Source organism: Jonesia quinghaiensis DSM 15701 (genome assembly GCF_000423205.1).
In the GTDB taxonomy this organism is placed as follows: domain Bacteria; phylum Actinomycetota; class Actinomycetes; order Actinomycetales; family Cellulomonadaceae; genus Jonesia; species Jonesia quinghaiensis.
The window spans coordinates 39,218-63,963 of record NZ_AUHN01000005.1 but is presented as its reverse complement, the minus strand read 5'-3'; the positions used below and the strand labels follow the sequence as shown (position 1 = coordinate 63,963).

The window sequence follows — 24,746 nt, the reverse complement described above, 5'->3', positions numbered from 1 at the left end:
ACGGCATGGCGGTCGGGGCTGAAGATACTCAGCCCTTCACCGCGCCTTGCAATCCACTGACGATCCGGTTTTGCAGGGCAAGGAAGAACACCAGCGCCGGGATCATCGACAACGTGGTGAAAGCAAAGACACCCGCGATGTCTGAGGAATACTCCGAAGAGAAATCTGCAACACCCAGTGGGAGGGTCTTCATGTCTCCTTGCAGCAGCAGAAGTGGCAACAGGTAAGCATTCCATGACGCTACGAACGCTAATACCCCGGTAGTGACCATCCCTGGCCCAGAGAGCGGCAGAATGATGCGCCAGAAGAACCCAATGCGCCCAGCCCCGTCGAGTTTTGCGGCTTCTTCTAGCTCGTTGGGGATCGCTTGGAGGAATGGGCGCAAAATAACGATGGTGATGGGAAGTTGGAACGCCGCTTGAGGCAGCGCAACACCCATCCACGTATTCCCCAGCGAGAGGTCCTTATTGATCAGGATGAACAACGGGATGATTGCCACAGTTGCGGGGAAAAGAAGACCCGCTACAAAAACGGTGAAGATCGCTTCACGGTGGCGGAACCGGAAACGAGCCAGTGGGTAGGCTGCCATCATGCCAAATACCACCACCATGGCGGTGGTCAGTAACGCAATGGCGGTGGAATTCAGTGCGTAAACCCAGAAGTTTGATTCTGTGAGTACCCGAACGTAGTTATCCATCACCCACGGGTCTGGTAGCCCTGCTGGGGTTTGAGCGAGCTGAGCGTTGGTGCGGAACCCGCCAAGCACCGCAAACATCACGGGGCCAAGAGTGATACACACCAGCAGGAAGGCAACAAAGTACACACCGGGGCCAGCCGCGTGCCCATCGCGTTGCGCGCGAGTACGTCGGGAACGCACTGCGGTTGGAGGGGCAGTAGGAGGTGTGGTGACGGCGGTCATCGAGTCACCTTCTTTCGAGGAGTGTCAAAGTCTGGGTTGTCCCGGCGCAACACGATGCGCTGGTAGGTCAGAGCGAGCGCCAGGGCGATGATGAACAAGACCACCGACGCCGCCGATGCGATGCCGAAGTTTGAGCGGCGGGTACCTTCGGTGATGAGGAAGGTGACCATGGTGGTCGTTGAGTTCGCCGGACCGCCCTTGGTCAATATCCACACCATGTCAAAGAGTTGCAGTGAGCCCACCATGGACAGGAACGCCCACGTGCGTAGGGTTGGTCCCAGCAAAGGAATGGTGATTTTGCGTTGTGTTTGCCACCATGATGCGCCGTCAATTTGTGCTGCTTCGTTAAGTTCTTCTGGTACACCTTGCAAACCAGCAAGGAACAAAATCACTGCGAACCCGAGGTATTTCCAGGTCAGTACCACCATCACGGTAGCTAGTGCATACTGCGGTGTTCCCAGGAAGCCTTGTTCGGGTCCTTGTAAACCTATGGCGTCCAGCATGACGTCAATGGCACCGTAGTTGGGTTGCAGGAGTTGGAACCACACCACACCGACAATGACTTCTGCCAGAACGTAGGGCACAAAAACGATGGTGCGCAGGATCCCACGGCCCCACATTCTGCGGTTCAGCAGAAGAGCAATCATGAGCCCCAACGGCAGTTGGATAGCGATTGAGGCGACGATGATGATGAGGTTGTGGACCAAAGCATCTTGGAAGACCTCATTGGTCAGGACTGAGATGTAGTTTCTCAACCCCACAAAATCGACGAGGGGCCCAAAGCCTTTCCACCGGTAGAGGGAAAATTGCACTGCTTTGACCATGGGCCACACCACGAAGAAGCCGAAGAGCAACAACGCGGGGGCAATAAAGATGGCCGCTTCGATCGCTTGACGGCGATCTGGTCGTGAGGTGCGACGTTGAGGTTCAGGGCCGTCTGCTGCGGCACGGTGGGCCGCAGCAGACGATGTTACTGAACCGTTTGTCGCAGAGGACCCAGCATCGCGGAGCAATGCGTCAGTCGTGTCTGCCACGGTGATCTCACTTCTCTGCGTCTGCGGCGCTCTGGGTGGCGTCGACAATACCTTGTGCACTGGATTGACCTGCGAATACGAGGGCGATTTCGTCGTTCATCGCACCACCAACGGAGGTTCCAAACGCGGTGTCAAAGTACAACTGAACAAATGGGGCGGCGTCACGCACAGCAAGGAGGTCTGCGAGCGCTGGGTCTTCCACAAAGCTGGAGGCTGCAGGGTTAGTGGGCAAGCCCATGCCGAGTTCTGCGAAGCCTTGTTGAACTTCATCGGAGAGGAGGTATTCCACAAACTCCACGGCTACGTCTGGGGCGTCGTGGGAAACTGACCACGCGTCACCGCCACCAAGTTGCGCTGCGGAGTCTCCTGCACCACCGGTGACAGCGGGGAAGGCAAACCAGCCGGTGTCTTCACCAAGCCCGGTGTTGTCTTCGGTGAGTCCTTGCATGACGCCTGGTTCCCAGTGTCCGGCTAGTTCCATGGCAACTTTGCCAGTTGCTAGGAGACCTGATGCGCTGGTTGGACCTGATTGTGCTGGGGTGGAGAGGAACCCGGCGTTGAAGGGTTCAGCTGCGACGAGTTGTTCGAGGCTGGTTCCCGCGTCGACGAAGCATTGGTCTTGGAAGTCCAGTGTGGTTACTGACGATTGCAGGACTTCTTGTGAGCAGTGGCGCAGTGCCAGGTAGTACCAGTAGTGGGCTGCTGGCCATTTGTCCCCTGCTCCGACGGAGATGGGTTCGATGTCTGCTGCTTTGAGTTTGTCGACCGCGGTGTACAGCTCGTCCATGGTGGTGGGGGCTGTGTCGATTCCCGCCTCGGCGAAGAGGGATTTGTTGTACCAGAAGCCAACTACCCCCATGGAGAAGGGCAGGCCGTAGGTTTTTCCGTCGACTTGCCATCCAGCCACTGAACCACCGAGTTTGCTGATGGTGTCTGCGGTGGCTTCGCTGAGGTCTTTGGTCAGGCCAGCGGAAACGTGGTCAGCGAGTTCTCCGCCGCCTCGTTCCATGTAAATGTCTGGGAGGTCGCCTGATTGGAAGGCTGCTTCGAGTTTGGTGCCCATGTCTTCGTGTTGCATCGCTTCGATGCGGATTTCTACACCTGGGTTGTCAGCCTCGAACTGTTGGACAACGTCCTCGTAGTAGCCCTTGCCAGGGTCTGTGTTGGAGTTGTGCCACCAGGTGATGACGGTGTCGCCATCTGCGTTGGTGGTCTCGTTGTCTGAGCCTCCAGAACAAGCTGTTGCGAGCATTGAGATCGCTGCTGCTGCGGCGACGTATCGCAGGGTTGTGGTGCGCTTCATGCGGGAATCTCCTCGTCATTGAGTGATGTGCATAACTATCGTGCGGGACAACAGGGTAAATAGTCAATCGTTATCGGTAACGTTTTCGATAACGTTATCGTAAACGCGGGAGTATCCCTATAATGGACAGGTGAACACAACACCTCGCGTCACCATGGCCGATGTCGCCCGGACCGCTGGGGTGTCCGTGGCCACCGTCTCCAAAGTCGTCAACAACAAAGACGGCATCTCCCCCGCACGCACCCAGCACGTCCGCCAAGTCATCGCTGACCTTGGATACGAGGCAAGCCTTGGCGCACAATCACTACGCAGTGGAAAAAGCGGAGTACTCGGTATGCTCGTTGCCGAATTCGAGCCCTTCTCCACAGAACTCCTTAAAGGCGCCGGGGCAGCAATCAAAAAGACGGACTACGAACTACTGGCATACAGCGGCAAAGGCGGCTCCGCACAAACACCCGACTGGGAACGCAAACACCTCTCCCGCCTCTCCGGCACCCTCATCGACGGGGCCGTCATCGTCACACCCACCGGCGGAGAAAGCAGTTTCGCCATCCCCGTAGTAGCAATCGACCCACACTTAGGCACCTCAAGCCTGCCCACCGTGCGCTGCGACAGTTACACCGGCGCAGTGACCGCAACCAACCACCTGCTGTCTCTCGGGCATCGGCGTATTGGTTTCCTAGGCGGACGCCAAGGGTTGCAGTCCTCCACCGAACGCGAAGCCGGTTTTCGAGATGCCATGGCCGCAGCCGGGGTAGATGTACGCCCCGAATACTTTGGGGAGGGTGGTTACCAGCCGGAGCTGTCCATCGAACCGGCGACACGCATCCTCACCAGCCCACAGCCACCCACAGCAATATTTGCAGCCAACGACCTCTCCGCAATTCAGGTGATAAACGTCGCCGAATCTTTGGGGCTGTCCGTCCCAGAGGACCTCTCCGTGGTAGGTTTCGACAACGTCCCAGACGCTGCCCTTTTCCGCATCCCCCTCACCACCATGGCGCAACCACTGCAAGAGATGGGCGCACTAGCACTGCACATGCTTGATGACATCATCGCTGGGCGAGAAACCGTCACCAACATCATCATGCCTACACACCTCGTTGTCCGGGCTTCCTGCGCCCCACCAACATCGCCCTAGCGCACACCTCACCTCGCCCCTACCCGAATGACACTCCCTCACCTCGATACGTCGGCATCGCACTCGTCACAGCGCCGTCATGCATAAGATGCACGTGGGTGAACCGTTCCATCTGCTCGCCGGCTTTCGCATGACGCAACCACACCCGCTCCCCCACTTTCGGCGAGTGATGCCCCTTCGCTACGCGCACCGGCGTTTGCACCTCACCTGCACCTTCGCTACGCGTCAACCGCAGCCACTGTTCAACAGGGCGCGGCAAACGATTACGCCCCGCAGGGCCAGACGCCACATACCCGCCTGAAAACGCGGTCACAATGCCCGGCGCGGGTCGTCGCACCACATCGAGCCCAAGAAACACGGCAGGCTCTAGCGCCTGCCCCAACGGCGGCGGCACATCGTATGCGTCAAAAAGTGCGGGATGGAAAATGCCAGAACCAGCTGTCACCTCGGTAATTTCTTGTGCACCCCCATAACGATGCAGCGACCCGGTACCAGCAACATTGACCAGCTCCAACGGACCAACCTCAGCGGCAAGCGCAGCACAACACTCCTGGCGGCGCTCTGTGAGCTCGGCGTGGGACAGGCTTTTCATCACGCGGTGCAACGCTGAAGCATCGGGAAGGCCAGCGATCTGCGCATCATAAAACATCGCCCCCACCACCTTTATTGCCGGTGACCTGCGGCAAAGCTGCGCGAACTCAGCCACCTGGTTGGGAGAGTGCAACGGCGAGCGCCGCACCCCGATGTGTAACGGGCGCGGTAGTCGTTCAAAAATGTGAAGAGACGCATCAACGTCAAGAACAACCCGCACTGGGGTACCTGGTTGCGCAGCAGCAATCATCGCGATGTGCTCCACACAATCCACCACCAATGTGATGTGCTCACGTGCTTGCGGGTGTTCCGCCAATTCACGCAGCGCATCGGTGTCCACGCTGGGGTAGGCAACAAGAATGTCGCGCAACCCGTGACCAAACAACCACAACGCTTCACGCAGAGAATAAGCCATCAGCCCACGAAACCCGTCACGCACCAACAGAGTTTCTATCACGCCCCGCACCCGCAGTGATTTCGTGGCTAGACGAATAGGGTGACCCGCTGCCCGTGCCACCAACTCATCAGCGTTGCGTAGCACTGCGTCACCATCAACTACGCACACCGGTGCAGGAAGATGCTTGGTTGCTTGCGAGAGCCTACGGGACAAAGGTGCGCTAGACATATTCCCTCCACCATTGGACATATCGGTGAGTCTATCGCCCCATCCGTCCCCACCGTTTAGACTTCCCTCATGGATGACGCGCAAGACCGCGACTCAACGCTATGGGGTTTCGCGCAGGAGACATCACAAAGCTATTCCCGCCGCCAACGCACGTGGGACACCACATGGACCAACTGGGCTGGGACAGTAACGAGCCGACCACGCCTCACCACAGCGCCTCCTGACGCCACCGCCCTACTGCGCACCGTAGACCGTGCTGTCGCGACAGGTGAACGCATTCGGGTAGTGGGGGCAGGCCACTCATTTTCACCAGCAGCTGCCACCAATGGCATTCAGGTGAGCCTGGAACATTTCACCGCCGTGGAATCGATGTTCCCTCACCCGGACAACCCAGGTGAACACCTCGTCACAGTGGGTGCAGGTATTCGCCTGCAAGAACTCAATAGCATCCTTGCTGGTCACAATCTTGCTTTAGCGAACCTTGGAGATATTGACCTTCAGTCGCTCGCAGGAGCTTTTTCCACCGGAACCCACGGCACCGGGGTGAACCTTCCCGGGCTCGCAGGGTTTGTTTACGGGGTACGTATCCTGGTGGCAAGTGGCGAAATCATGGAAATATCACCACACAAAAACGCACACCTACTGCCCGCTGTCGCAGTCAGCCTTGGCGCTTTAGGCATCATTATTGCGGTGACACTACGATGCGTGCCAGCGTTTCACCTACACGCCCACGACAAACCAACTCCTCTTGCTGAGGTCCTTGAATCACTCAACGGGCCAGATGGCCTGATCCACAGCAACGACCACATGGAGTTCTTTTGGTTTCCTGGCACCACCGGCACGCTCCTCAAAACCAGCAACCGTGTACCGGTCGACGCCGAACAGAAACCCCACCGGGCCACTCAACTCGTTCATGACACCCGCGCATGGATTGATGAAGAACTCCTTGCCAATGGGCTTTTCCAATTCACCAACTCGTTGTCCGCACGGGTTCCAGCGCTAGCGGCGCCCGTCAACATTTTGGCTTCCCGCGCACTCACCGCACGCGAATACGTTGCGCCATCCCATGAGGTTTTCGTCAGCCAACGGCGTGTGAAGTTCGTGGAAATGGAATACGCCATCCCTCTTGAGGCACTCCATGACACGTTTGTTGATGTCATGCGGATCGCCAACCGGAAAGATTTTTCTGTGCAGTTCCCCGTGGAAGTCAGGACCGGCGCCGCAGATGACCTGTGGCTCTCCCCTGCACAGGGCCGCACCACCGCGTATGTGGCCATTCACCAGTACCAGCACAGTCGCTACCGGGAGTACTTCGATACGGTGGAAGAAGTGTTCCGCAGCGTTGGTGGCCGCCCCCACTGGGGGAAGATGCACACCCTAGGCAGTGAGGACTTCGCGCAGCTTTACCCTCACTTTGGCGACTTCCACGATCTACGTGCATCACTTGACCCACGGGGAACGTTCACCAACCACTACACCAATAAGGTGTTTGGCCGCGTTTCGTAGTCTTCCCCGTTATGCTGGACATCGCCGTCCTTTACCTTCGCGAACGGAACAACCATGCCACGAGTGGGTCTCACCCGTAAGAAACTTGTCACCACGGCAATGGCAATGGCTGACGAAGACGGTTTAGACTCCGTCACCCTCCACTCCCTCGCCCGGCACTACGGTGTTGCCCCACCAAGCATGTACAAACACGTCCGCAACCTCGAAGATTTGCAATGCGCCATAGCAGCAGACGCACTCGTCCTGTTTGAACGCAGCCTACGCGCAGCTGACGGCACACTCCGAGGGTTAGCTCACGCTTACCGTTCCTTCGCCACCAACCATCCCGGCCTGTACACAACAACCCAACGCCCCCACCTCTTTCGCACCGAAGAAGCGCAAGACACCGCTCACCGCATTGTTGCCATCATTGCCGCGACGCTCCCTGCTGGGTTGTCACCCACAGCAGTGGTGGATCAGGTGCGGATTATTCGCTCTGCGTTACATGGTTTTGTGTCGTTGGAGCACAGCGGCGGTTTTGGAATACCGCAAAGCCTCGACCGGTCTTTCGAGGAGTTGTGCGCCACGTTAAGTGCGCTGACGGCGCCTGAACGGTCAGTGAGCCGGTTGCGCAACAACAAGGGCAGTGGCGATCGCCGCTAAACCTTCGCCGCGGCCGGTGAAACCCAAAGCGTCTGTGGTTGTGGCGGAGATCCGTACCGGTGCACCGGCCGCCTGGGTCATGGCAGTTTCCATGTCAGCGCGTCGTGGCCCAACTTTGGGTCGGTTCCCCACAAGCTGCACCGCAATATTGCCGATCTGGTAGCCCGCCCCGGTGACACGGTTGGCGGCTTCTTCCAACAGGACAGCACCTGCGGCCCCAGCCCACTGTGGTTCACTGGTGCCAAAGTTTGAGCCCAGATCCCCCAGGCCAGCAGCTGAGAACAGTGCGTCCGCAGCGGCATGCGCGATAACGTCAGCGTCAGAGTGACCATCAAGGCCCGATTCACCAGGGAAAAACACTCCACCCAGCCATAGTTCACGGTGAGCGTCAGGTGACGCGAATGCGTGCACATCGGTGCCAATGCCAACGAGAGGGATCATGGGTGGGTCTCCTGCTGGTAGGTGAGTCGAGCGAGAACAAGATCAGCTGGTGTGGTGACTTTGGCTGCGTGGTGGTCGCCGATGACAGCCAAAACGTTGTGGCCGTGGGCCGCAACCAATGACGCATCATCAGTGAAAGCGGTAATTTCAGTGCGCCCCTCATGGTGAAAAGCGGCGTGAGCCTGAGCTAACACAGGGAACGGGAAAGCCTGCGGAGTTTGTACAATCCGCAGGTCACGGCGGTCTACCGCCCCATCGACGGGGTAGTTCTCTGTGCCGCGTGCTGCTCCCACTCGCACGATGCTGTCTGCCACTGGCAGCACAGGGATGACCGCGTCATGCCCTGCTGCAACCGTGTCAACGAGGCGTTGCATCATGGCGGTGGGTGCTAACACACGGGCGGCGTCATGCACCAACACGATCACGGGCTTAGCCGTGTCGCTGCGCGCTGAACGCGCAGCGAGAGCTTCAACACCACAAGCTACCGATGCTTGGCGGGTGGCGCCCCCAGTTACCACGGTGATGCGTTCACCGTGGTCAGGGAAGCAACGTGCCAGCAGCGTGGCACACAACGCACGATGCTCTTGCGGCGCTGTCACAACAAGCTCAGCCATCCCCTCAACACCCAGCATCCGACGCACTGCCTCAACGACCAGTGCGGTGTCGGGGTTTTCTGGGTCAAGGGGCACGAGGGCTTTAGGCATGCTGTAACCCAACCGGGTACCAGCACCTGCGGCCGTGACGATGCCCACCACAGTGTGGTGGGCATCGTCAGTATGTGGTGTGGCGTGGTGAGGTGCTTGCGTCACGAGACGTAAACCGTCTGCGCCGAAAGAATAGTGGCACGGTACCCTGGTCGCTTCGCGATCACCCGCGCCCAGATGTCATGACCGTAATCCGCTGACGTGATGGTGTAAGTCCATTCGTGTGCGCCACGGATAATGCGGTCATCACGTAGCCATTGGATATCAATACTGCGGGGTGTCTTGTCGAACAACGCGGCATCGAAACCGGTCAGGGCAAGGACATGACCGATTGATGGGGTGCCCTCAATGGTGAGGTCTGGGCCGTAATATTCTTGGGCGTCGGCGGGCAGAACGACACCGAGATTCACTTCAACAAGGGTTTGTAAGTGGCCTTCTTTGCGAGCCAAAACAGCTGCGCTCAGGACTTTACCTCGGTCTTTGGCACGGACCCGGTAGGTCTTTTTGGTTGCGCCTCGCACAGGGCGTGAGTCAACAAGCCATTGCCATGACAGTTCATCAGCGGCTGGAGAGAAATCCTCGGGGCGGATCTTCACCCGCGACTTTTCACCTACTCGCGGCTCAACAAATTGCACGCCACGTTCTGATTCCAAAGCGAGGGTGCGTCCAGCGCGGATGACGCCCACGGTGACGCGGGTGGACCCTAACTCACCGCCGCGTACCCCAGCGCTGATCTCCACCGCAGCCACCGATCCAGATGTTCCTGCTGGTGGTGTCAGGGTGGTGTGAAACATGTCCACTTCACTGCCGTCTTCTGCGAGCAGTGATACTTGGCCGCCAATGTCGTCCAGGCGCACTCGGGCAATGTTTTCTTGGCGTTGCATCACAATGCCGTTCACGACGAGTGCAACGTCGACGTGGTCTACCGGGGTGGAGAAAGCCTGTGCGTCAACTGCAACATTGACTGGCACAAGTTCCCGGACTGCTGGCCCACGTACCTCTTCTTCTGTGGCGTCATCCACAGATGGGCGCGTGCCAGGGAATGTTTGCGCAAAAAATGCTGAGGCGTCCGTTGGGGGCGTACCAGCTGCTGCAGCGGCAAGAAGAGCGTCCTTGAGCGTCTGAGTGGGTTCTTCATCAACTTCTGCAACGGAGTCATCCATTGACGCAACACTCACCAAGGATCTGTCGATGCTAGGCGCCGGAGCCGGAACGACAGCTGCTCGCTCAACTTCAACACGTAGTGGTTCTACGTGAGGTGAAGCGAAAACAGCTACCGCGCGCAGTGTGGTGCCGATGTCCTCTGGCTGCACACGGTAGGTGGGACCAACGTGACCGTTTTCCCATTGCACATGAATATCATCGGCTTGCGGAGAAACATCAAGGGCGCTGAGGTCAATGGTCAACACCTCCCCCACTGTGACGGTGCGCTCTGAAGCGTCATCCACAGGACGGTTCCCCTGGACGGTGAAGCCACGTGGCGTTACGGCCTCGTTAGGCTGCGCGTCAAAGAGGGGTTCGGACTCATAACCTTCACAGTGTGTGGTCATGAACGGTACTCCTCACAATAGTGTGGTCAGCTAGACCTTGCCGGCGTACAACTAAACGTTTGACGCTGGTGGCAAGCACAACAACAGCCGCTCTCCCGGCATTCCCGCAAACGGGGCACGGTGGCGGCTGCTGTCCCTGCGCAGGTGTGACATGCACACGCTGGACATTATGACGAAGCAAGAACCCCATCAAGCATTGTCTCTGCTTCATCTTCACTCGTGCGCTCAGCCAAAGCTAGCTCTGACACGAGAATCTGACGAGCACGGGCGAGCATACGCTTCTCCCCGGCAGAGAGCCCACGATCAGTGTCGCGGCGTGATAAGTCACGAACAACTTCAGCAACCTTGATGACATCACCGGAGGCGATCTTCTCAACGTTTGCTTTGTAGCGCCGTGACCAGTTGGTTGGCTCTTCGGTGTAGGGGGCACGGAGGACCTCAAAGACCTCGTCGAGCCCTTCCTTACCTACGACATCACGCACTCCAACGAGGTCGATGTTGTCGGCTGGAACTTCAATAATGAGATCGCCTTGAGCGACTCTCAGCTTTAAGTACGTTTTGTCTTCGCCTCGGATGGTGCGCGTCTTGATCTCTTCGATCAGTGCAGCTCCGTGGTGCGGGTAGACGACGGTCTCCCCTACTGTGAACGACATCAGCGGTTGTCCCCTTTCGCGGATACCCATCTTACCATGGTAGCCCTTCCACGAGCAGGCGAATCTTGCACTGTCTGTTGCCACACGTCAAGCGACCTGCCCATTCATGCACTCTGAAGTGGTGCAGGTCATAAGTGACCAAGGTCCCGCACAGAGGTACCCACCGGTAGAATTGAGGGCGATCTGGCCACGGCCAGCCCCGCCTACTCTGCTTCCTGGAGCTCCCCATGTTCAGCACCCAGCCCGTCCGTCGTCGCCTTTCCGCTCTCGCTGTTGCGGGTGGACTGATCGTGAGTGTGGCCGCTTGCGCTCCTGCGCAAACAGCCCATTACTACGGCGCATCGGACGGCACCCGGGTGGCCCTCGACAGTGGAACACTCGAAGTAATCAACATGATGGTTGTTGTTGACTCAGACGGCACCGGCTACCTTCTCGGTGCGGTACACAACGATTCCACACAAGACCACACCGCGACGCTCACCACGCAAGATGGTTCCCTCAACGAGGCATACCACATCCCAGCCGGTGGAACCATCAACCTCTCCACTGACACTGAGATTCCAGTTCTCGACACTGTGAGCGTACCGTCAGGCGCGAACCTCACCGTCACACTCAGTGACTCTGCTGGAGACACCCACGACATCCCCGTGCCTGTTCTTGAAGGTTCCCTTCCGGAGTACCAAGAATTCTTGGAAACGCAGAACCTCCCCTCTGAGGCATAACAACAACGTCAAGGCGCTCCTGCCTATCCCCGCGTTTCCTGCCGCATCGTCATAACCACTATGCTCGTGCCCATGGCAACGCAGCAGATGCTCTCGGGGGAACTCGACGACGTGTACTACTCCCGCATGGCATCATCACTGGGAGATAAGGTCGCAATCCTTGACCATATCCTCCCAGGCAACATTGTTGATGTTGGTAGCGGGGGTGGAGAACTTGGGGCGGCTATAGCTCAGGCATTCCCCACAAGCCGCGTCGTAGGGATCGATCCGTTCCCCTACCCACACTCAGCGATCCCTGTGCTGGAAGGATACGCTGACGAACTCCTCTCGATTGTCGAGACGCCTGTGGACACCATTGTGGCCTCCTCGATTCTGCACGAGGTGTTTTCTTACGGGAATAGGGACGCTCTACGCGGCAGTATGCGCAACATCGATCTGACATTGCGCGTCTTCCACCAAGCCTTGGCGCCTGGTGGGCGGCTTATCATCCGCGACGGGGTGACACCGGACAATCCAGAATCCCTCGCCACCATGACACTACTCAACCCTGAAGACGATGCCTGGGTTGAGCGTTACCTCGCTGAGTGCCCGTTTGCGCAACCTGGTTATGACCGCACCGTCGCGCTGGTGCGCCGTGCGCCCGGCGTCTGGGAAGGCACTATTCACTCGTTGACAGAGTTTGCTTTCACGTACACCTGGGGAGCTGAATCATTTGCCCGGGAAAGCCAAGAGTTCTACACCGCCATGAGCGAGGACGACTACGTCGGATTCGCTCATGCAGTGGGATTCACCGTCATTCATTCCCAGCAGTATGTTCAGCCTGGGTACATTGACCACCTCCACAACCGGTTGACCTTTTCGTTTCCATTCCCAGCCACTAACGCGCTGTACGTTTTGGACAAGACACGCTGACGCCGCTGCCGAGGGGGCACGAAAGATAGCCCACATGGCAAGAGCCGCCACCCTGCTTGGGTGGCGGCTCTTATCAATATGGTGTGGGTGGGCTCACCCAAAACGACCGGAGATGTAATCTTCCGTAGCTTTTTCACGTGGTGATGAGAACATCACTGTGGTGTCGTCCATCTCGATGAGCTTGCCTGGCTTGCCAGTTCCCGCAATGTTGAAGAATGCGGTGCGGTCTGACACACGAGCGGCTTGCTGCATGTTGTGCGTCACGATCACGATGGTGTAGTCGGACTTGAGCTCGTGCATGAGGTCCTCAATCGCCAACGTGGAGATAGGGTCCAGTGCAGAACATGGCTCATCCATGAGGAGAACATCTGGCTTCACTGCGATTGCTCGAGCAATGCACAAACGTTGCTGCTGACCACCAGACAGTGATGAACCTGGGCGATCGAGCCGGTCTTTGACTTCATTCCACAAGTTCGCACCGCGTAGGGAGGTCTCAACAGTTTCCTCCGCTTGCGATTTGGAGAGTCGCTTGGAGTTCAACCGCACACCAGCCAACACGTTGTCCGCAATGGACATGGTGGGGAATGGGTTAGGGCGCTGGAACACCATACCGATGTGGCGGCGCACAGCGACTGGGTCAACTTGCGGGCCGTACAGGTCTTCACCATCAAGTGTTGCTTTTCCAGTGACTCGGGCACCTGGAATGACCTCGTGCATACGGTTCAAGGTACGCAGGAAGGTCGACTTTCCACAGCCGGAAGGGCCGATCAACGCCGTGATGGCCTTGGGCTCAATGTTCATGGACACGCCCTCGACGGCGAGGAAATCACTGTAGTAGACGTTGAGGTCGTCAACATCGATTCGCTTTGACATTTCTCAGGTTACCTTTCCACGCCGGCGGTTAGCGTGATGCCTTGGGGGCGTAGTACTTAGCGATCAGGCGGGCAATAATGTTCAGCAGCATCACAATGGCAATAAGGGTCAGGGCAGCACCCCAAGCCCGGTCGACACCGATGCCCCCTTGTTGGTACTGACGGTAGGCGAAAACAGGCAAGGTAGCCATACGGCCCTCGAACAGATCCCAATTCATGTCGGCAGCTAGACCCACCGTCAGTAGCAGTGGGGCTGTTTCACCGATAACACGGGCGATAGCCAGCATCACACCGGTGACAATACCGCCGATTGCGGTGCGCAACACAACTTTGAAGATTGTTCGAGCCTTCGACACGCCCAGCGCATAGGATGCTTCACGCAACTCGTTGGGCACCAATCGCAGCATTTCTTCCACTGATCGGATGACCACGGGGGTCATCAGCACAGCGAGTGCCGTGGCCCCCATAATGCCCGCTCGGAAAGCTGGACCAAAGAGCAAAGTAAACAGGGAGAACGCAAAGAGACCTGCGACAATCGAGGGAATACCCGTCATCACATCGACAAAGAACGTCACTCCGCGAGCGAGCGCCCCACGACCGTATTCCACCAGGTAGATCGCGGTGAGAATACCAATCGGCACAGAGATCGCTGTCGCAGCAAGGGTGATGAGGATGGTTCCCCATATAGCGTGGTAGATACCACCTTCAGTCATTTCACCGTAGACACCAACCATGTTGGTGTTCAGGAAGGTGAAGTTGATGACGCGCGCTCCGTTTTGCAACACAGTCCATAGCAGCGAAATCAATGGAATCAGTGCGATACCAAAGGCTGCGGTGACGACTGTGGTAGCGGTGCGGTCAGCGGCGTACCTTGTGCCCTCAACTCGTAAGGACCACACAGAGATCGCAACAGCATAGAGAACAACTGTCAGTGCCACAACAGCTGGAATTGTCAGCGAATCTGCGAGAAAGAGAACTACTGCGGAAAGCGCAAAAGAAAACCCAATGGTTGATGGTACTGCCCAGCGAGGTAGACGGGGCCGGGAGGCAAGCAAACCGGAAGGTGCTGCCAATGACGGCTCAAGCGGAGTGGTGGCGGCCATTAGTTCGCTCCTGAGAAGTCGCTGCGGCGGCTGACAATCCAGCGGGCCGCCATGTTCACAAGCAGGGTGATCACAAACAGGGCTAGACCTGTAGCGATCAGCACGGAGACGGAAACTCCCGATGCTTCAGGGAATTTTGAGGCGATGTTCGCTGCAATTGTCTGGTGTTGCCCCGGCTTGAGAAGGAAAAAGGAGAACAGGGTTCCTGGGGACAGGATCATCAGCACTGCCATCGTCTCACCAAGAGCACGCCCTAGACCGAGCATCGCGGCTGAGATAACACCGGAACGTCCAAAGGGGAAAACAGCCATGCGGACGAGTTCCCACCGAGTGGCACCCAGCGCAAGGGCGGCTTCTTCGTGGAGACGCGGGGTCTGGAGGAACACTTCACGGGACACAGCGGTAATGATTGGCAGGATCATCACAGCCAAGACAAGTGAGGCCGTCATGATGTTTTTTGCTGGTGGCTGGTAGTCCGCAAACAATGGGATGAACCCGAGGAACGAGGTCAACCACCGGAACACAGGGTCAATCACGGGAGCTAACCAAAGCGCACCCCACAAGCCGTACACCACTGAAGGGATCGCAGCGAGCAAGTCAATGACGTAGCCCAGTGGGCCTGCAAATTTGCGCGGAGCATAGTGGGAAATGAAGAGCGCGATGCTCACTGCTAGTGGCACTGCAACAAGCAACGCAAGGAGCGAGGCGAGGAGCGTGCCGAAGATGAGCGGCGCAACAAAGGCTAAAAAGGAATCAGCGTTAAACCACGAAATTTTTTGCAGTTCGCTGATATCCGCTGTGAGTGCTGGAGTCGCTTCCCATATCAAGAAAGCTGCGACGGCTGCGAGGATCACAAGAATGATGATGCCTGCGCCGGTAGCAACAAACTCGAACCATCGTGCAGCTAGGAGGTTCATGAACGCGCCTCGGCGTTTCATGGTCAACGTGTTGCGTGGCTGCGGTGGCGTGGCAGATTCGCGAGTAGTCCTCGAGTCTGGACTGCGTTCTTCAGGAGTCACTGTCGCTGTTGCCTCTTGACTGGATGTGGATGGTGTGGGCATCGTGCGAGTCGCTTCACTAACGGTTGAGGGGGCGAACGTGGGTCAGTGGGAGACGCTGGTGCGGACCGGTGTGTTGAGACACCGGTCCGCACCCTTGCGCACGTGTTGTCTTATCCAGCAACGCTAATCGAGTCGATTGCTGCCTGCACTTCAGAGCGCAGGGCTGCTGAGATAGGTGCAGACCCGGCGACATCAGCTTCAGCTGCAACAGCCTGGCCTGCTTCGCTAGCGACGTAGGTCAGGAATGCTTTGACGTTGTTGGCGTCAGCTTCAGTCTCGTATACAGAGCATGCCACAGAGTAGGAGATGAGGACCATGGGGTATGCGCCTGATGCGGTCGTCGCACGGTCGAGTTCAACAACAATGTTTGTTGCTGATGCGTCTTCTGCTCGTGGTGACGCGTCAACAACAGCGGCTGCAGCTTCAGCTGAGAATGGAACGTATTCCTCGCCCACCTTCAAAGCCGCGGTACCGAGGCTGCCTGCACGGGAAGCATCAGCGTAGGTGATTGCACCTTCGGTTTGGGTGACTGTGTCGATGACACCAGAGGTTCCGTTACCGGACTGGGTGCCTGAACGGGGCCAGTCGCCTGATGCCTCGTGTGGCCATGCGTCACCAGCAACATCAACGAGGTACTCGGTGAAGTTCTCTGTGGTACCGGACTCATCGGAACGGTTAACAGGGATGATGTCCAAGTCAGGAAGGTCAACGCCTTCGTTCTCAGCGGCGATTGCGTCATCGTTCCACTTGGTGATGTCGCCGTTGAAGATCTTGGCAATGGTCTCTGCTGACATGTTGAGGTTCGCAGCGTCAACGCTTGGCAAGTTGTACACAACAGCGATAGGGCTGATGTACAGGGGAAGCTGGACCGCTTCGCCACCGTAGCAACGCTCTACTGCTGCTTCTTTTTCTTCTGGCTTGAGAGCAGCATCGGTTCCTGCGAACTGAACGCCGCCACCGAGGAACTGCTCACGTCCACCACCTGAGCCAACGGCTTCATAGGTGACGGTGAGGTCTGGAAGTGCGCTGGTGGCGGTGGCGATCCAGCCGCCCATTGCCTTCTCCTGGGAGGAAGCACCGGCACCAGCGATAGCGCCTGAGGCTGCTGCTGTTTCGGTGTTGTCAGAGCCACCGGTTGCTGCAGGTGTTGTTTCGGTCGCATCGGCGCCGCACGCACTCAACGTGAGGGCGAGGACACCGGCTACTGCACCGGACGCCATCAGGCGGTTGTTGAGGTTCTTCACTGTGGTTACCAATCTGGGAAGTTTTGGTCTAAGTAGTGAGGGTGGCAGGCTGCCTGCCAACACACTCGACGTTAAGAGCCCTAAGTGACCATGGATGGGTGACTAGATGAACCGCAGGTGAACAGTGAGCACACGTTGGCGCCCGGCTGGTGTCGTTGAGGTGAACGACGACGCTGGGGTTAGGAGTTCACTTCAGCGAACTTATAACCCAACCCGCGCACCGTCAGAATTAACTGTGGGCTTCCTGGGTCTTCTTCGATTTTTGCACGGATTCGTTTGACGTGGACATCAAGGGTCTTTGTGTCACCCACGTAGTCGCTCCCCCATACTCGGTCAATGAGTTGACCACGGGTCAGCACGCGCCCAGCATTGCGCAGCAGGTACTCCAAGAGGTCAAACTCTTTGAGGGGGAATGCCACGTGCTCATCTCGCACTGACACGACGTGCCGCTCGACATCCATGCGTACTGGCCCAGCAACAAGGACTTGTTCGTCGTCCTCATCATGGAATTCTGGTGCGTCAGTGGTGGAAGTGCTGTGGTGGCGGCGCAGGACAGCCCTCATTCGCGCAAGGAGTTCACGGAATGAGTAAGGTTTTGTGACGTAGTCGTCGGCGCCTAGTTCTAACCCAACAACCTTGTCGATTTCACCGTCTTTTGCCGTCAACATAATCACTGGGACGTTGCCCCGGTTACGCAGTTCCCGGCACACTTCGGTGCCTGAAAGTCCTGGCAGCATGAGGTCCAGGAGGACCAGGTCTGGGCGCTGGTCGTCATAGGCGCTTAGCGCTTCTGTGCCGGTGGCAACAGCAACAACGTCGTACCCTTCGCGGGTGAGTTGGTAGGTCAATGGTTCACGGTATGACTCTTCGTCTTCAACTACCAGGATGCGCGTCACGCGTCATTCTCCTCTTCGTGGTCAGTGTCTGCAGGGGCGCTAGGACCGGTGTGCACCACGCCATCGGCAACGGCGGGAATGCGCAAGGTAAACGTGGATCCGTGTCCCGGTTTGGACCATATGGATACGTCCCCACCGTGATCGGCGGCAACGTGTTTGACAATGGATAGCCCCAAACCTGTTCCGCCGGTTGCTCGGGAACGGGCGGGGTCAACCCGGTAAAAACGTTCAAAGATGCGTTGCTGGTGCTCGGTAGAAATCCCGATTCCTTGGTCAACGACGCTGATTTCAACGAGGTCCTCGTTGCGTTTCACACCAACACCCACGGTGGTGCTTTCAGGGGAGTACGCCACAGCGTTGTCGACGAGGTTTCGCACTGCGGTGACGAGGAGACTGTGGTCGCCGTATACGTAGACTCCGGTGTTTGTGGCGACATTGATGGTGATGTTGCGCCCACCTGCAACAACCCGGGCTCGATCTGTTGCTTCTTCTAGAACAGCATCGAGCGGGACGATTGCCAGGGGTTGCGACGAACTTTCCAGTTGGAGGCGGGACAGTTCAATGATTTCTTGGACCAGTGCACCCAACCTGGTGGATTCTTGTTGCATGCGCCCCGCAAAGTGACGCACTGCGTCTGGGTCGTCGGCAGCGTCTTGGAGGGTCTCGGCAAGTAATCCGATTGCTCCCACTGGGGTTTTGAGTTCGTGGGACACATTCACCGTGAAATCTCGGCGGATCATCTCAACGCGCTTCGCTTCGGTGCGGTCTTCCGCGAGGATCACGATGTATTCGCTGTCTAGATGCGCAACCCGCACCTGCAACATCACTCGCCCGCGCCCAACAGGGCCGCGTGGAAGCTCTAACTCTTCATCAAGGATCAGCCCCGTTTTCCGGGCTTCATCGATCATGTCTTGAATAGCCGGATGCGCAATGCGCTCCCCGCGCACGACACCCAGTGCGTAAGCGGGTGCAGATGCTCGCACGACGGTGTCATCGTGACGCACAACTACCGCCGCTGAACGCAGAATCGCCAACACCCGTATGACCCCCTCGTCGAGCTCTCGGCTCTTACGCTGGGGTAAACGGCGCTGTTGGCGCTCACTGTATTGAAAAGCAATCGTTGCAAGGACTCCAGTAACAAGACCAACTGTGCCGGCAACTATCAAGGACAAACCTTCCACGCCACAAGCGTACGATGTGTTGTCGAGTGGCGAGAGGCAACACGTTCATGGGACCGTTGCATATCGGCGTGTTTCCAGCCTCCTGCTGGAAGAATGCTGTGAAGTGTTCATGGACATGACACCACTTGTTCATCTGAGGGCTTCACAACACACACCTGAGGTTGGCACCCTGTGAAACAGTCAGGTATTGGCTGCCCTGATTCAGCCCCCAGCTGTGCCGGGCACCAAAGCCCTCAACACTGCCGTATAGACAGCCATCGTCAAGGAGTGAAATGCGAAAAATTTTCGAGGCAGAACTACAGGCCCTCGGTGATGACCTCACCCGAATGGCAGAACTCGTCGACAAAGCAATCACCGGCGCAAGCACTGCCCTGCTGAACGGTGACCTCGAAATCGCCCAGCAAGTCATTGCCGACGACCAAGCGATTGACGAGTTAGAAACCTCCCTCGACGAGCGCTGCGTCTACCTTCTTGCCCAGCAGCAGCCCGTCGCAACAGACCTGCGTCTCGTCGTCACAGCACTACGGATGAGCGCCACCTTGGAGCGCATGGGTGACCTCGCACGCCACATTGCCGAGGTAGCGCGCCGCTCCTACCCCACCAGTGCGGTTTCTCCGCAAGGCGCACCGATCTTTGAGGGGATGGCTGCAGCCGCTCAACGTGTTGCGCGGCGCATCCACGGCCTGCTGGCTTCCCACGATCTCGACGTTGCAGACAGCATTGAAAAAGATGATGAAGTTCTCGATGCCTTCCACAACGACGTGTTCACCACGTTGCTTGCTCCAAACTGGCAGGGAAGCACCCAGCAAACCATCGACGCCACACTGCTTTCCCGCTATTTTGAGCGGTTCGGCGACCACGGTGTTTCCGTTGCACGCCGTATCAACTTTGTGGTGACTGGTGACTTCCACAAAGCAGCAACCAACGACGCGTCATCCTGACCACCTAGGTTGAACGCATCAATGAAGCACACTGTGAGTTCACCAGCTTGATGAAGCGCAATAGACAGCGGGCCCCGTGGATTACTCCACGGGGCCCGCTGTCATTCATCTCACCAGGACGGTGATTACTTCTTGCCCTGCGCAGCAACAGCAGCAGCAGCTTCAGCAGCAGCCTCAGGGTCCAAGTAGCGTCCACCTGGGGTGATAGGAGCGAAGTTCTCATCCAGCTCATAAACCAGTGGCATACCTGTTGGAATGTTCAAACCGGCGATGTCGTCATCTGACACACCGTCAAGCAGCTTGACCAGCGCACGCAAGGAGTTTCCGTGTGCGGCAACCAGAACAGTCTTTCCATCCTTGAGGTCAGCCTTGATGTCGTTCTCCCAGTAAGGGATTTCGCGCTCAAGAACGTCCTTCAGGCACTCGGTGCGAACCTGCGACGCACCATCAGCAACGTAACGAGGGTCAGCGTCTTGGGAGAACTCTGAACCAGTTTCGATCACCGGTGGTGGAACATCGTATGAACGGCGCCACAGCATGAACTGCTCTTCACCGTACTCAGCAAGGGTTTGCGCCTTGTCTTTGCCCTGAAGGGCACCGTAGTGACGCTCGTTGAGGCGCCAGTTGCGCTTCACGGGGATCCAGTGACGGTCGGCAGCTTCCAACGCGAGGTTCGCGGTGGTGATCGCACGCAACAGTAGTGAGGTGTGGACAACATCGGGAAGCAAACCAGCTTCCTTCAGCATTTCACCACCACGACGGGCTTCTTCGCGTCCCTTGTCAGAGAGCTGAACATCAACCCAGCCAGTAAAAAGGTTCTTTGCGTTCCATTGGCTCTCGCCGTGGCGGAGCAGTACGAGGGTGTATGTCATGTGACCTATCCTGCCGTATCTCGTCGTTTCTCGTAGGGGTCTTTCGTCCGCTGGACGAATTGCTTCACGTAGTGTTCACCTCACAAGGCGATCACGACGCGGGCAACGCTGCTGACAGTGTTTTTTCATACACGGCCAAAGTTTGACTGGCAGCATGCTGCCAGGTGAAGTTCTCCGCATGGGCGCGCGCTCCACGGCGCAATCGTTCGCGAAGCTTACGGTTGTCCAACGCCTCACGCATGGCAACAGCCCAAGTCGCAGGCATATGGTCCGGAACAAGTACCCCAGAACGTCCATCTGCGACGGCGGTACGCAACCCACCAACGCGTGCCGCAATGACTGGCGTACCGCACGCCTGAGCCTCAATGGCGACCAGTCCAAAACTCTCATTGCGTGAGGGCATTGCCACATAGTCAGCGGCTCGCATCCACTCAGCGAGCTCTGCCCGCCCGGCAGGGGGCACAAAACGCACTGAGCCGGCCACACCACAACGGTAAGCAAGTGCCCGCAACTCACTTAAAGCAGCTCGACGCCCTGACGGGCCACCGATGACAACCAACTCAGGCAGCGGGCGATCAGGGTAAGCATCACGCATGTGAGCCAGAGCCTCAACTAAAACGTCAGGCCCCTTCAGCGGTTGGATACGTCCAGCAAAAACTATGACATCGCGATCATGCGGTAACCCCAAGGAAGTTCGGATGCTGCGCCTATCAGCAGCATCACCTGATGGAGTGAACTCATCAAGGTTGACACCTGGCGCAACAACGTGGATCTGGTCCGGTTGCGCGCCGTAAAGATGTTCAAGTTCCTGAGCCTCATGTTCAGTGTTCGCGATAATCGCGCCCGACTGTTCAATGACCTGCTCTTCACCAATAATTCGAGCACGCGGCTCAGGGGTGTCCCCCGGCGCAAGTTGAGCGTTTTTTACCCGAGCCATGGTGTGCATCGTATGGATTAACGGCACGCCCCAACGGTCTGCAGCCAACCACCCAGCTTGCCCAGACAACCAGTAGTGAGAATGGACCACGTCATACCACCCGGCACGGCGCGCAGCCTCAGTACGAAGCACCCCTTGTGTGAAGTAACACAGTTGAGCTGGCAGGTCATTTTTATCGAGGCCCTCATACGGCCCCGCTGTGACATGCCGCACGAGGACACCGTCAGCAACCTCAACAACATCGGGTTGTTGCGCGGTGGTGCGACGCGTGAAAATCTCCACGCAAGCATCCTGCTCAGCCATCGCCCGAGCAAGTTCCAACACATAAACGTTCATGCCACCTGCGTCACCAGTGCCTGGTTGGGCTAGGGGCGACGTGTGCACACTGAGCATCGCCACGCGGCGTGCGGAATGAGAACCAGACATGAACCACCTTGTATGAGGATGCCTTTTATTTTCCCACGTTTACGTGGCGTGACCAATCGAGACAACGATGGGGCCGTAGGTCCCATGCCCCTTAACATCCCACACGACATGATGAGGTTATGGATACCTCTGCCGACCCTTTTGCAGCAATCCGCGATCTTCTTGGCGGGGACGACTCGCCCAGTGAGATCATTCCCGCAAGCGCTGAAGACTGCGCGACCTTCACTGACGACGCTATGGTCTGCACCTGCAACAACGTGAACGCTGGAGAAATCCGTGGTTTGATCCAGAGCGGCGAATGCGGGTCACTTGATGACATCCAAGTACGCACCCGTGCAGGTGGCGGATGCGGTGCATGCGTACCCTTCGTGGCAGGCATTGTTCAGGTTGAGTTGAGCCGGAAAGCAGACATCGTCCACTAGTACCTTTCACACTTTCACGAACGAGCGCCGGTCAACATCATGTGATGTTGACCGGCGCTCGTTCGTTGAGTGGCTTTAGGCGTCGACTGGCCGTAATGGCATGATGCATGCCGGCGCAGGAACTGCGTGGCGGGATACTTCTTGGATCTGACCGTCACGGTGTGCACGGAGTATTTCAACTTCATCGCTGTTTTGCTGAGCAAGAATGATGAAATCTCCGCCACCCTCTGCCGAGACCACGGCAAAGTGGCGCGGCCAGCGACCGGCGAGCGAGTAGGACGTTACCAAGCTGAGGTGAGATTCTTCCTCGCCAGGCTCTACAGAGAACACATCGAGGGTGTCTGAGCCTCGGACAGCAACGTAAAGCATCGTTCCGTCGCTGCTGATCTCGATGTGCGAGGGCAACGGCCCCTCGTCTCCGTCGCTGTTCTCCTGCTTGTCGTCACCGTGCTCGCCGCCCTGAGTCGCCTGGGCACCAGTGAGAGGGTGCGATGCCCGAATGTCGCCGGTTCCGGTGCGTAGATCAAGGGCAACAACATGCACAGAACAGTCCAGCTCTCCCACCACAAACGCAGTGCCGTGACTATCGAAAGCGATATGGCGGGGACCTGTTCCACCAGGAAATTTCACCGCAGTACCGCGTGCGATGAGTCCGCGGGAACCATCTGCGCGCTGAATACCCTCATAGAGCGCTATAGAGTCGGCACCAAGGTCCGCTACCCACACATACTGAGTTGTGGGTACAGCGACCACAAAGTGGGCGTGTGGCCCCTCCTGGCGGTCGCTACGGGGTCCTGAGCCGGCATGTTGGTAGAGAGCCACTGGTGAGTGCTCATTGAGCCCGGGACCGGCTTCCACTGCAGCGAGGGAACCTGTGCCGTAATTTGCGACGAGGACTTGGTCCCCGAGCGCCATCACGTGGCACGGTTCTGAACCCATTGTTTCTGATGTTCCGCGCAGGGTGAGGGTATCTCCAGTCCGTTCAAGGGCGTGGAGCTCACCGGAGGGTACTTCACTGACCGCGTATAACGTGGCGGGGTTACGCGCTTGGGCAAGGAAAGAAGGTGAAGGAAGGTCAATGACCTGCCTTAATGCAGAAAGCTCTCCGGTATTTCGATCAAAGGCTCCAAGCCAGATACCCTCACCAGAACCCGGGTTCTCTCCAGTGGGATATGTTCCCACTGCGATATCCAGTTGTTGAGGAAAATCACTGCCAATCATGGAACTCTCTCTTCGTTGTGACGTGTCGCACGCCGCTCTTCTGATCAATCGGCCCATGGAGGACAGAATCAATCATTTCCCAGTGTGATGTGAGAATACTGAGATTAACTTTTGCGCATCGAAGCGCTTCTCAATTCTGACAGGGGCTGAAAACCTACCACAGATAAACAAATGGAGTGTAGTCCCCATAGGGGACTACACTCCATTGCTTTGGTCAGAAACTAGTCTTACTAGTTAGCTGCCTCATATGCTTCGCGAATCTCGCTAGAAATACGTCCACGCATATTCACTTCATAGCCGTTGGAACGAGCCCATTCACGGATGACGTTAGCTGATGGGCCAACCTGGGTCCGTGTGACGCGACGCCCACGTGGTGCGCGCTGGATCTTGCGTGCTACAGCAACATACTGTTCCAGGGAGCTACGCAGTTGCGCAGCGTGGTCTGTGCTGAGGTCAATCTCGTATTCAACTCCATCGAGTGAGAACGAAACTGTTTCTTCAGCCTGGCCTCCGTCGAGGTCATCAACGAGAATTACCTGAACCTTCTGTGCCATTGCGATCTCCAGAATATCGTGTTGAAAAGAATGCCCATTACGATATTACCTGAATAATCACACCGGTCAAATGAGAGACGAATCAGTGTGCTGCATTCGCTTCATCATTGCGCTGCTCTTCCTCAGCGATTCGATCTAATTCCGCGAGTTGTGCTCGTTCATTTCGATCTGCTCGCACGATGAATCGCATAGCAAAGTAGAAGAGAGCTCCGACTCCCAATGAGGGAATCAATGCGCCAAGTCCTATAAGGAAGCTGTTCATCACATGCGCCT

27 protein-coding genes are annotated in these 24,746 nt (G+C 57.3%); 8 read left to right on the top strand and 19 right to left on the bottom strand.

Features of this window, described 5'->3' with window-relative positions; translation table 11 throughout:
- Window positions 1–28: 28 nt before the first annotated feature.
- Genes G538_RS0103495 through G538_RS0103485 form a run of 3 tightly spaced genes read right to left on the bottom strand, consistent with a single transcriptional unit; the run spans window position 29 to window position 3,256 of the window.
- Window positions 29–919: a carbohydrate ABC transporter permease gene (locus G538_RS0103495; protein ID WP_029068222.1), complete on the bottom strand. Its 891-nt coding sequence runs from the start codon at window positions 917–919 to the stop codon at window positions 29–31.
- The gene (locus G538_RS0103490; RefSeq protein ID WP_029068221.1) at window positions 916–1,953 is read right to left on the bottom strand and encodes a carbohydrate ABC transporter permease; all 1,038 of its coding nucleotides are present in this window, start codon (window positions 1,951–1,953) and stop codon (window positions 916–918) included. The genes G538_RS0103495 and G538_RS0103490 overlap by 4 nt, the downstream gene beginning before the upstream one ends.
- A 7-nt stretch (window positions 1,954–1,960) precedes the next feature.
- Window positions 1,961–3,256, bottom strand: a complete 1,296-nt coding sequence (locus tag G538_RS0103485) for an extracellular solute-binding protein (RefSeq protein WP_029068220.1) — start codon at window positions 3,254–3,256, stop codon at window positions 1,961–1,963.
- A gap of 130 nt (window positions 3,257–3,386) precedes the next feature.
- Here G538_RS0103485 and G538_RS0103480 point away from each other — a divergent pair, with 130 nt between their 5' ends.
- A complete protein-coding gene (locus tag G538_RS0103480) occupies window positions 3,387–4,397 on the top strand; it encodes a LacI family DNA-binding transcriptional regulator (protein ID WP_245566782.1) in 1,011 nt (336 codons plus the stop codon).
- Window positions 4,398–4,416: 19 nt separating this feature from the next.
- Here the strand turns inward: G538_RS0103480 and G538_RS0103475 are convergent, their stop codons facing one another.
- Complete coding sequence (locus tag G538_RS0103475; protein WP_029068218.1) at window positions 4,417–5,613, bottom strand: alanine racemase; 1,197 nt, start codon at window positions 5,611–5,613, stop codon at window positions 4,417–4,419.
- A gap of 69 nt (window positions 5,614–5,682) precedes the next feature.
- Here G538_RS0103475 and G538_RS14890 point away from each other — a divergent pair, with 69 nt between their 5' ends.
- Both G538_RS14890 and G538_RS14885 read left to right on the top strand, forming a co-directional pair.
- On the top strand, window positions 5,683–7,119 hold the full coding sequence (locus G538_RS14890; protein WP_051196547.1) for a D-arabinono-1,4-lactone oxidase: 1,437 nt from the start codon (window positions 5,683–5,685) through the stop codon (window positions 7,117–7,119).
- A 54-nt stretch (window positions 7,120–7,173) separates the two neighbouring features.
- Window positions 7,174–7,761: a TetR/AcrR family transcriptional regulator gene (locus tag G538_RS14885; RefSeq protein ID WP_051196546.1), complete on the top strand. Its 588-nt coding sequence runs from the start codon at window positions 7,174–7,176 to the stop codon at window positions 7,759–7,761.
- Here the strand turns inward: G538_RS14885 and ispF are convergent.
- The 4 genes from ispF to G538_RS0103445 form a co-directional block, all read right to left on the bottom strand.
- Window positions 7,714–8,202: a 2-C-methyl-D-erythritol 2,4-cyclodiphosphate synthase gene (ispF, locus tag G538_RS0103460; RefSeq protein WP_029068217.1), complete on the bottom strand. Its 489-nt coding sequence runs from the start codon at window positions 8,200–8,202 to the stop codon at window positions 7,714–7,716. The genes G538_RS14885 and ispF overlap by 48 nt on opposite strands.
- Window positions 8,199–9,011 carry an IspD/TarI family cytidylyltransferase gene (locus G538_RS0103455; RefSeq protein WP_051196545.1) on the bottom strand — a complete coding sequence of 271 codons (813 nt, stop codon included), beginning with the start codon at window positions 9,009–9,011 and terminating at the stop codon, window positions 8,199–8,201. Before G538_RS0103455 ends, ispF begins: the two co-directional genes overlap by 4 nt.
- On the bottom strand, window positions 9,008–10,456 hold the full coding sequence (locus tag G538_RS0103450) for a hypothetical protein (protein WP_029068215.1): 1,449 nt from the start codon (window positions 10,454–10,456) through the stop codon (window positions 9,008–9,010). Before G538_RS0103450 ends, G538_RS0103455 begins: the two co-directional genes overlap by 4 nt.
- Before the next feature lie 167 nt (window positions 10,457–10,623).
- Window positions 10,624–11,109, bottom strand: a complete 486-nt coding sequence (locus tag G538_RS0103445; protein WP_029068214.1) for a CarD family transcriptional regulator — start codon at window positions 11,107–11,109, stop codon at window positions 10,624–10,626.
- 227 nt (window positions 11,110–11,336) lie between these two features.
- On the opposite strand from G538_RS0103445, the gene G538_RS0103440 reads away from it, so the two are divergent.
- On the top strand, window positions 11,337–11,831 hold the full coding sequence (locus G538_RS0103440; RefSeq protein ID WP_029068213.1) for a hypothetical protein: 495 nt from the start codon (window positions 11,337–11,339) through the stop codon (window positions 11,829–11,831).
- A 72-nt stretch (window positions 11,832–11,903) separates the two neighbouring features.
- The gene (locus tag G538_RS0103435; RefSeq protein ID WP_157544286.1) at window positions 11,904–12,743 is read left to right on the top strand and encodes a methyltransferase; all 840 of its coding nucleotides are present in this window, start codon (window positions 11,904–11,906) and stop codon (window positions 12,741–12,743) included.
- Window positions 12,744–12,836: 93 nt separating this feature from the next.
- Here the strand turns inward: G538_RS0103435 and pstB are convergent, their stop codons facing one another.
- Genes pstB through pstC form a run of 3 tightly spaced genes read right to left on the bottom strand, consistent with a single transcriptional unit; the run spans window position 12,837 to window position 15,635 of the window.
- Window positions 12,837–13,616 carry a phosphate ABC transporter ATP-binding protein PstB gene (pstB, locus tag G538_RS0103430; RefSeq protein ID WP_029068211.1) on the bottom strand — a complete coding sequence of 260 codons (780 nt, stop codon included), beginning with the start codon at window positions 13,614–13,616 and terminating at the stop codon, window positions 12,837–12,839.
- Between the two features lie 28 nt (window positions 13,617–13,644).
- Window positions 13,645–14,718 carry a phosphate ABC transporter permease PstA gene (pstA, locus tag G538_RS0103425; RefSeq protein WP_029068210.1) on the bottom strand — a complete coding sequence of 358 codons (1,074 nt, stop codon included), beginning with the start codon at window positions 14,716–14,718 and terminating at the stop codon, window positions 13,645–13,647.
- Entirely contained in the window at window positions 14,718–15,635 is a 918-nt protein-coding gene (pstC, locus tag G538_RS0103420) for a phosphate ABC transporter permease subunit PstC (protein WP_342664637.1), read from the bottom strand. Before pstC ends, pstA begins: the two co-directional genes overlap by 1 nt.
- Here pstC and G538_RS18415 point away from each other — a divergent pair.
- Window positions 15,634–15,756: a hypothetical protein gene (locus G538_RS18415; protein ID WP_281170254.1), complete on the top strand. Its 123-nt coding sequence runs from the start codon at window positions 15,634–15,636 to the stop codon at window positions 15,754–15,756. The genes pstC and G538_RS18415 overlap by 2 nt on opposite strands.
- Window positions 15,757–15,889: 133 nt before the next feature.
- Here the strand turns inward: G538_RS18415 and pstS are convergent, their stop codons facing one another.
- The 3 genes from pstS to G538_RS14880 all read right to left on the bottom strand — a co-directional run bounded on the left by pstS (window position 15,890) and on the right by G538_RS14880 (window position 19,100).
- Window positions 15,890–16,999: a phosphate ABC transporter substrate-binding protein PstS gene (pstS, locus tag G538_RS0103415; RefSeq protein WP_035833269.1), complete on the bottom strand. Its 1,110-nt coding sequence runs from the start codon at window positions 16,997–16,999 to the stop codon at window positions 15,890–15,892.
- A gap of 203 nt (window positions 17,000–17,202) precedes the next feature.
- Window positions 17,203–17,919: a response regulator transcription factor gene (locus G538_RS0103410; protein WP_029068207.1), complete on the bottom strand. Its 717-nt coding sequence runs from the start codon at window positions 17,917–17,919 to the stop codon at window positions 17,203–17,205.
- On the bottom strand, window positions 17,916–19,100 hold the full coding sequence (locus tag G538_RS14880; RefSeq protein WP_035833166.1) for a sensor histidine kinase: 1,185 nt from the start codon (window positions 19,098–19,100) through the stop codon (window positions 17,916–17,918). The genes G538_RS0103410 and G538_RS14880 overlap by 4 nt, the downstream gene beginning before the upstream one ends.
- Window positions 19,101–19,372: 272 nt before the next feature.
- Here G538_RS14880 and phoU point away from each other — a divergent pair, with 272 nt between their 5' ends.
- A complete protein-coding gene (gene phoU, locus G538_RS0103400; RefSeq protein WP_029068206.1) occupies window positions 19,373–20,041 on the top strand; it encodes a phosphate signaling complex protein PhoU in 669 nt (222 codons plus the stop codon).
- Window positions 20,042–20,166: 125 nt separating this feature from the next.
- Here the strand turns inward: phoU and G538_RS0103395 are convergent, their stop codons facing one another.
- Together G538_RS0103395 and mshA are read right to left on the bottom strand one after the other, a co-directional pair.
- Window positions 20,167–20,913 (bottom strand): phosphoglyceromutase, encoded by a 747-nt coding sequence (locus G538_RS0103395; RefSeq protein WP_029068205.1) that lies wholly within the window; start codon window positions 20,911–20,913, stop codon window positions 20,167–20,169.
- Between the two features lie 91 nt (window positions 20,914–21,004).
- Window positions 21,005–22,276 (bottom strand): D-inositol-3-phosphate glycosyltransferase, encoded by a 1,272-nt coding sequence (mshA, locus tag G538_RS0103390; protein WP_029068204.1) that lies wholly within the window; start codon window positions 22,274–22,276, stop codon window positions 21,005–21,007.
- 119 nt (window positions 22,277–22,395) lie between these two features.
- On the opposite strand from mshA, the gene G538_RS0103385 reads away from it, so the two are divergent.
- On the top strand, window positions 22,396–22,698 hold the full coding sequence (locus G538_RS0103385; RefSeq protein WP_029068203.1) for a (2Fe-2S)-binding protein: 303 nt from the start codon (window positions 22,396–22,398) through the stop codon (window positions 22,696–22,698).
- 75 nt (window positions 22,699–22,773) lie between these two features.
- On the opposite strand, the gene G538_RS0103380 is transcribed toward G538_RS0103385, so the two are convergent.
- The 3 genes from G538_RS0103380 to G538_RS0103370 form a co-directional block, all read right to left on the bottom strand.
- Window positions 22,774–23,919: a lactonase family protein gene (locus G538_RS0103380; RefSeq protein WP_029068202.1), complete on the bottom strand. Its 1,146-nt coding sequence runs from the start codon at window positions 23,917–23,919 to the stop codon at window positions 22,774–22,776.
- A gap of 230 nt (window positions 23,920–24,149) precedes the next feature.
- On the bottom strand, window positions 24,150–24,473 hold the full coding sequence (locus tag G538_RS0103375) for a histone-like nucleoid-structuring protein Lsr2 (protein ID WP_029068201.1): 324 nt from the start codon (window positions 24,471–24,473) through the stop codon (window positions 24,150–24,152).
- Between the two features lie 82 nt (window positions 24,474–24,555).
- Window positions 24,556–24,735, bottom strand: a complete 180-nt coding sequence (locus tag G538_RS0103370) for a hypothetical protein (protein WP_029068200.1) — start codon at window positions 24,733–24,735, stop codon at window positions 24,556–24,558.
- Window positions 24,736–24,746: the final 11 nt, after the last annotated feature.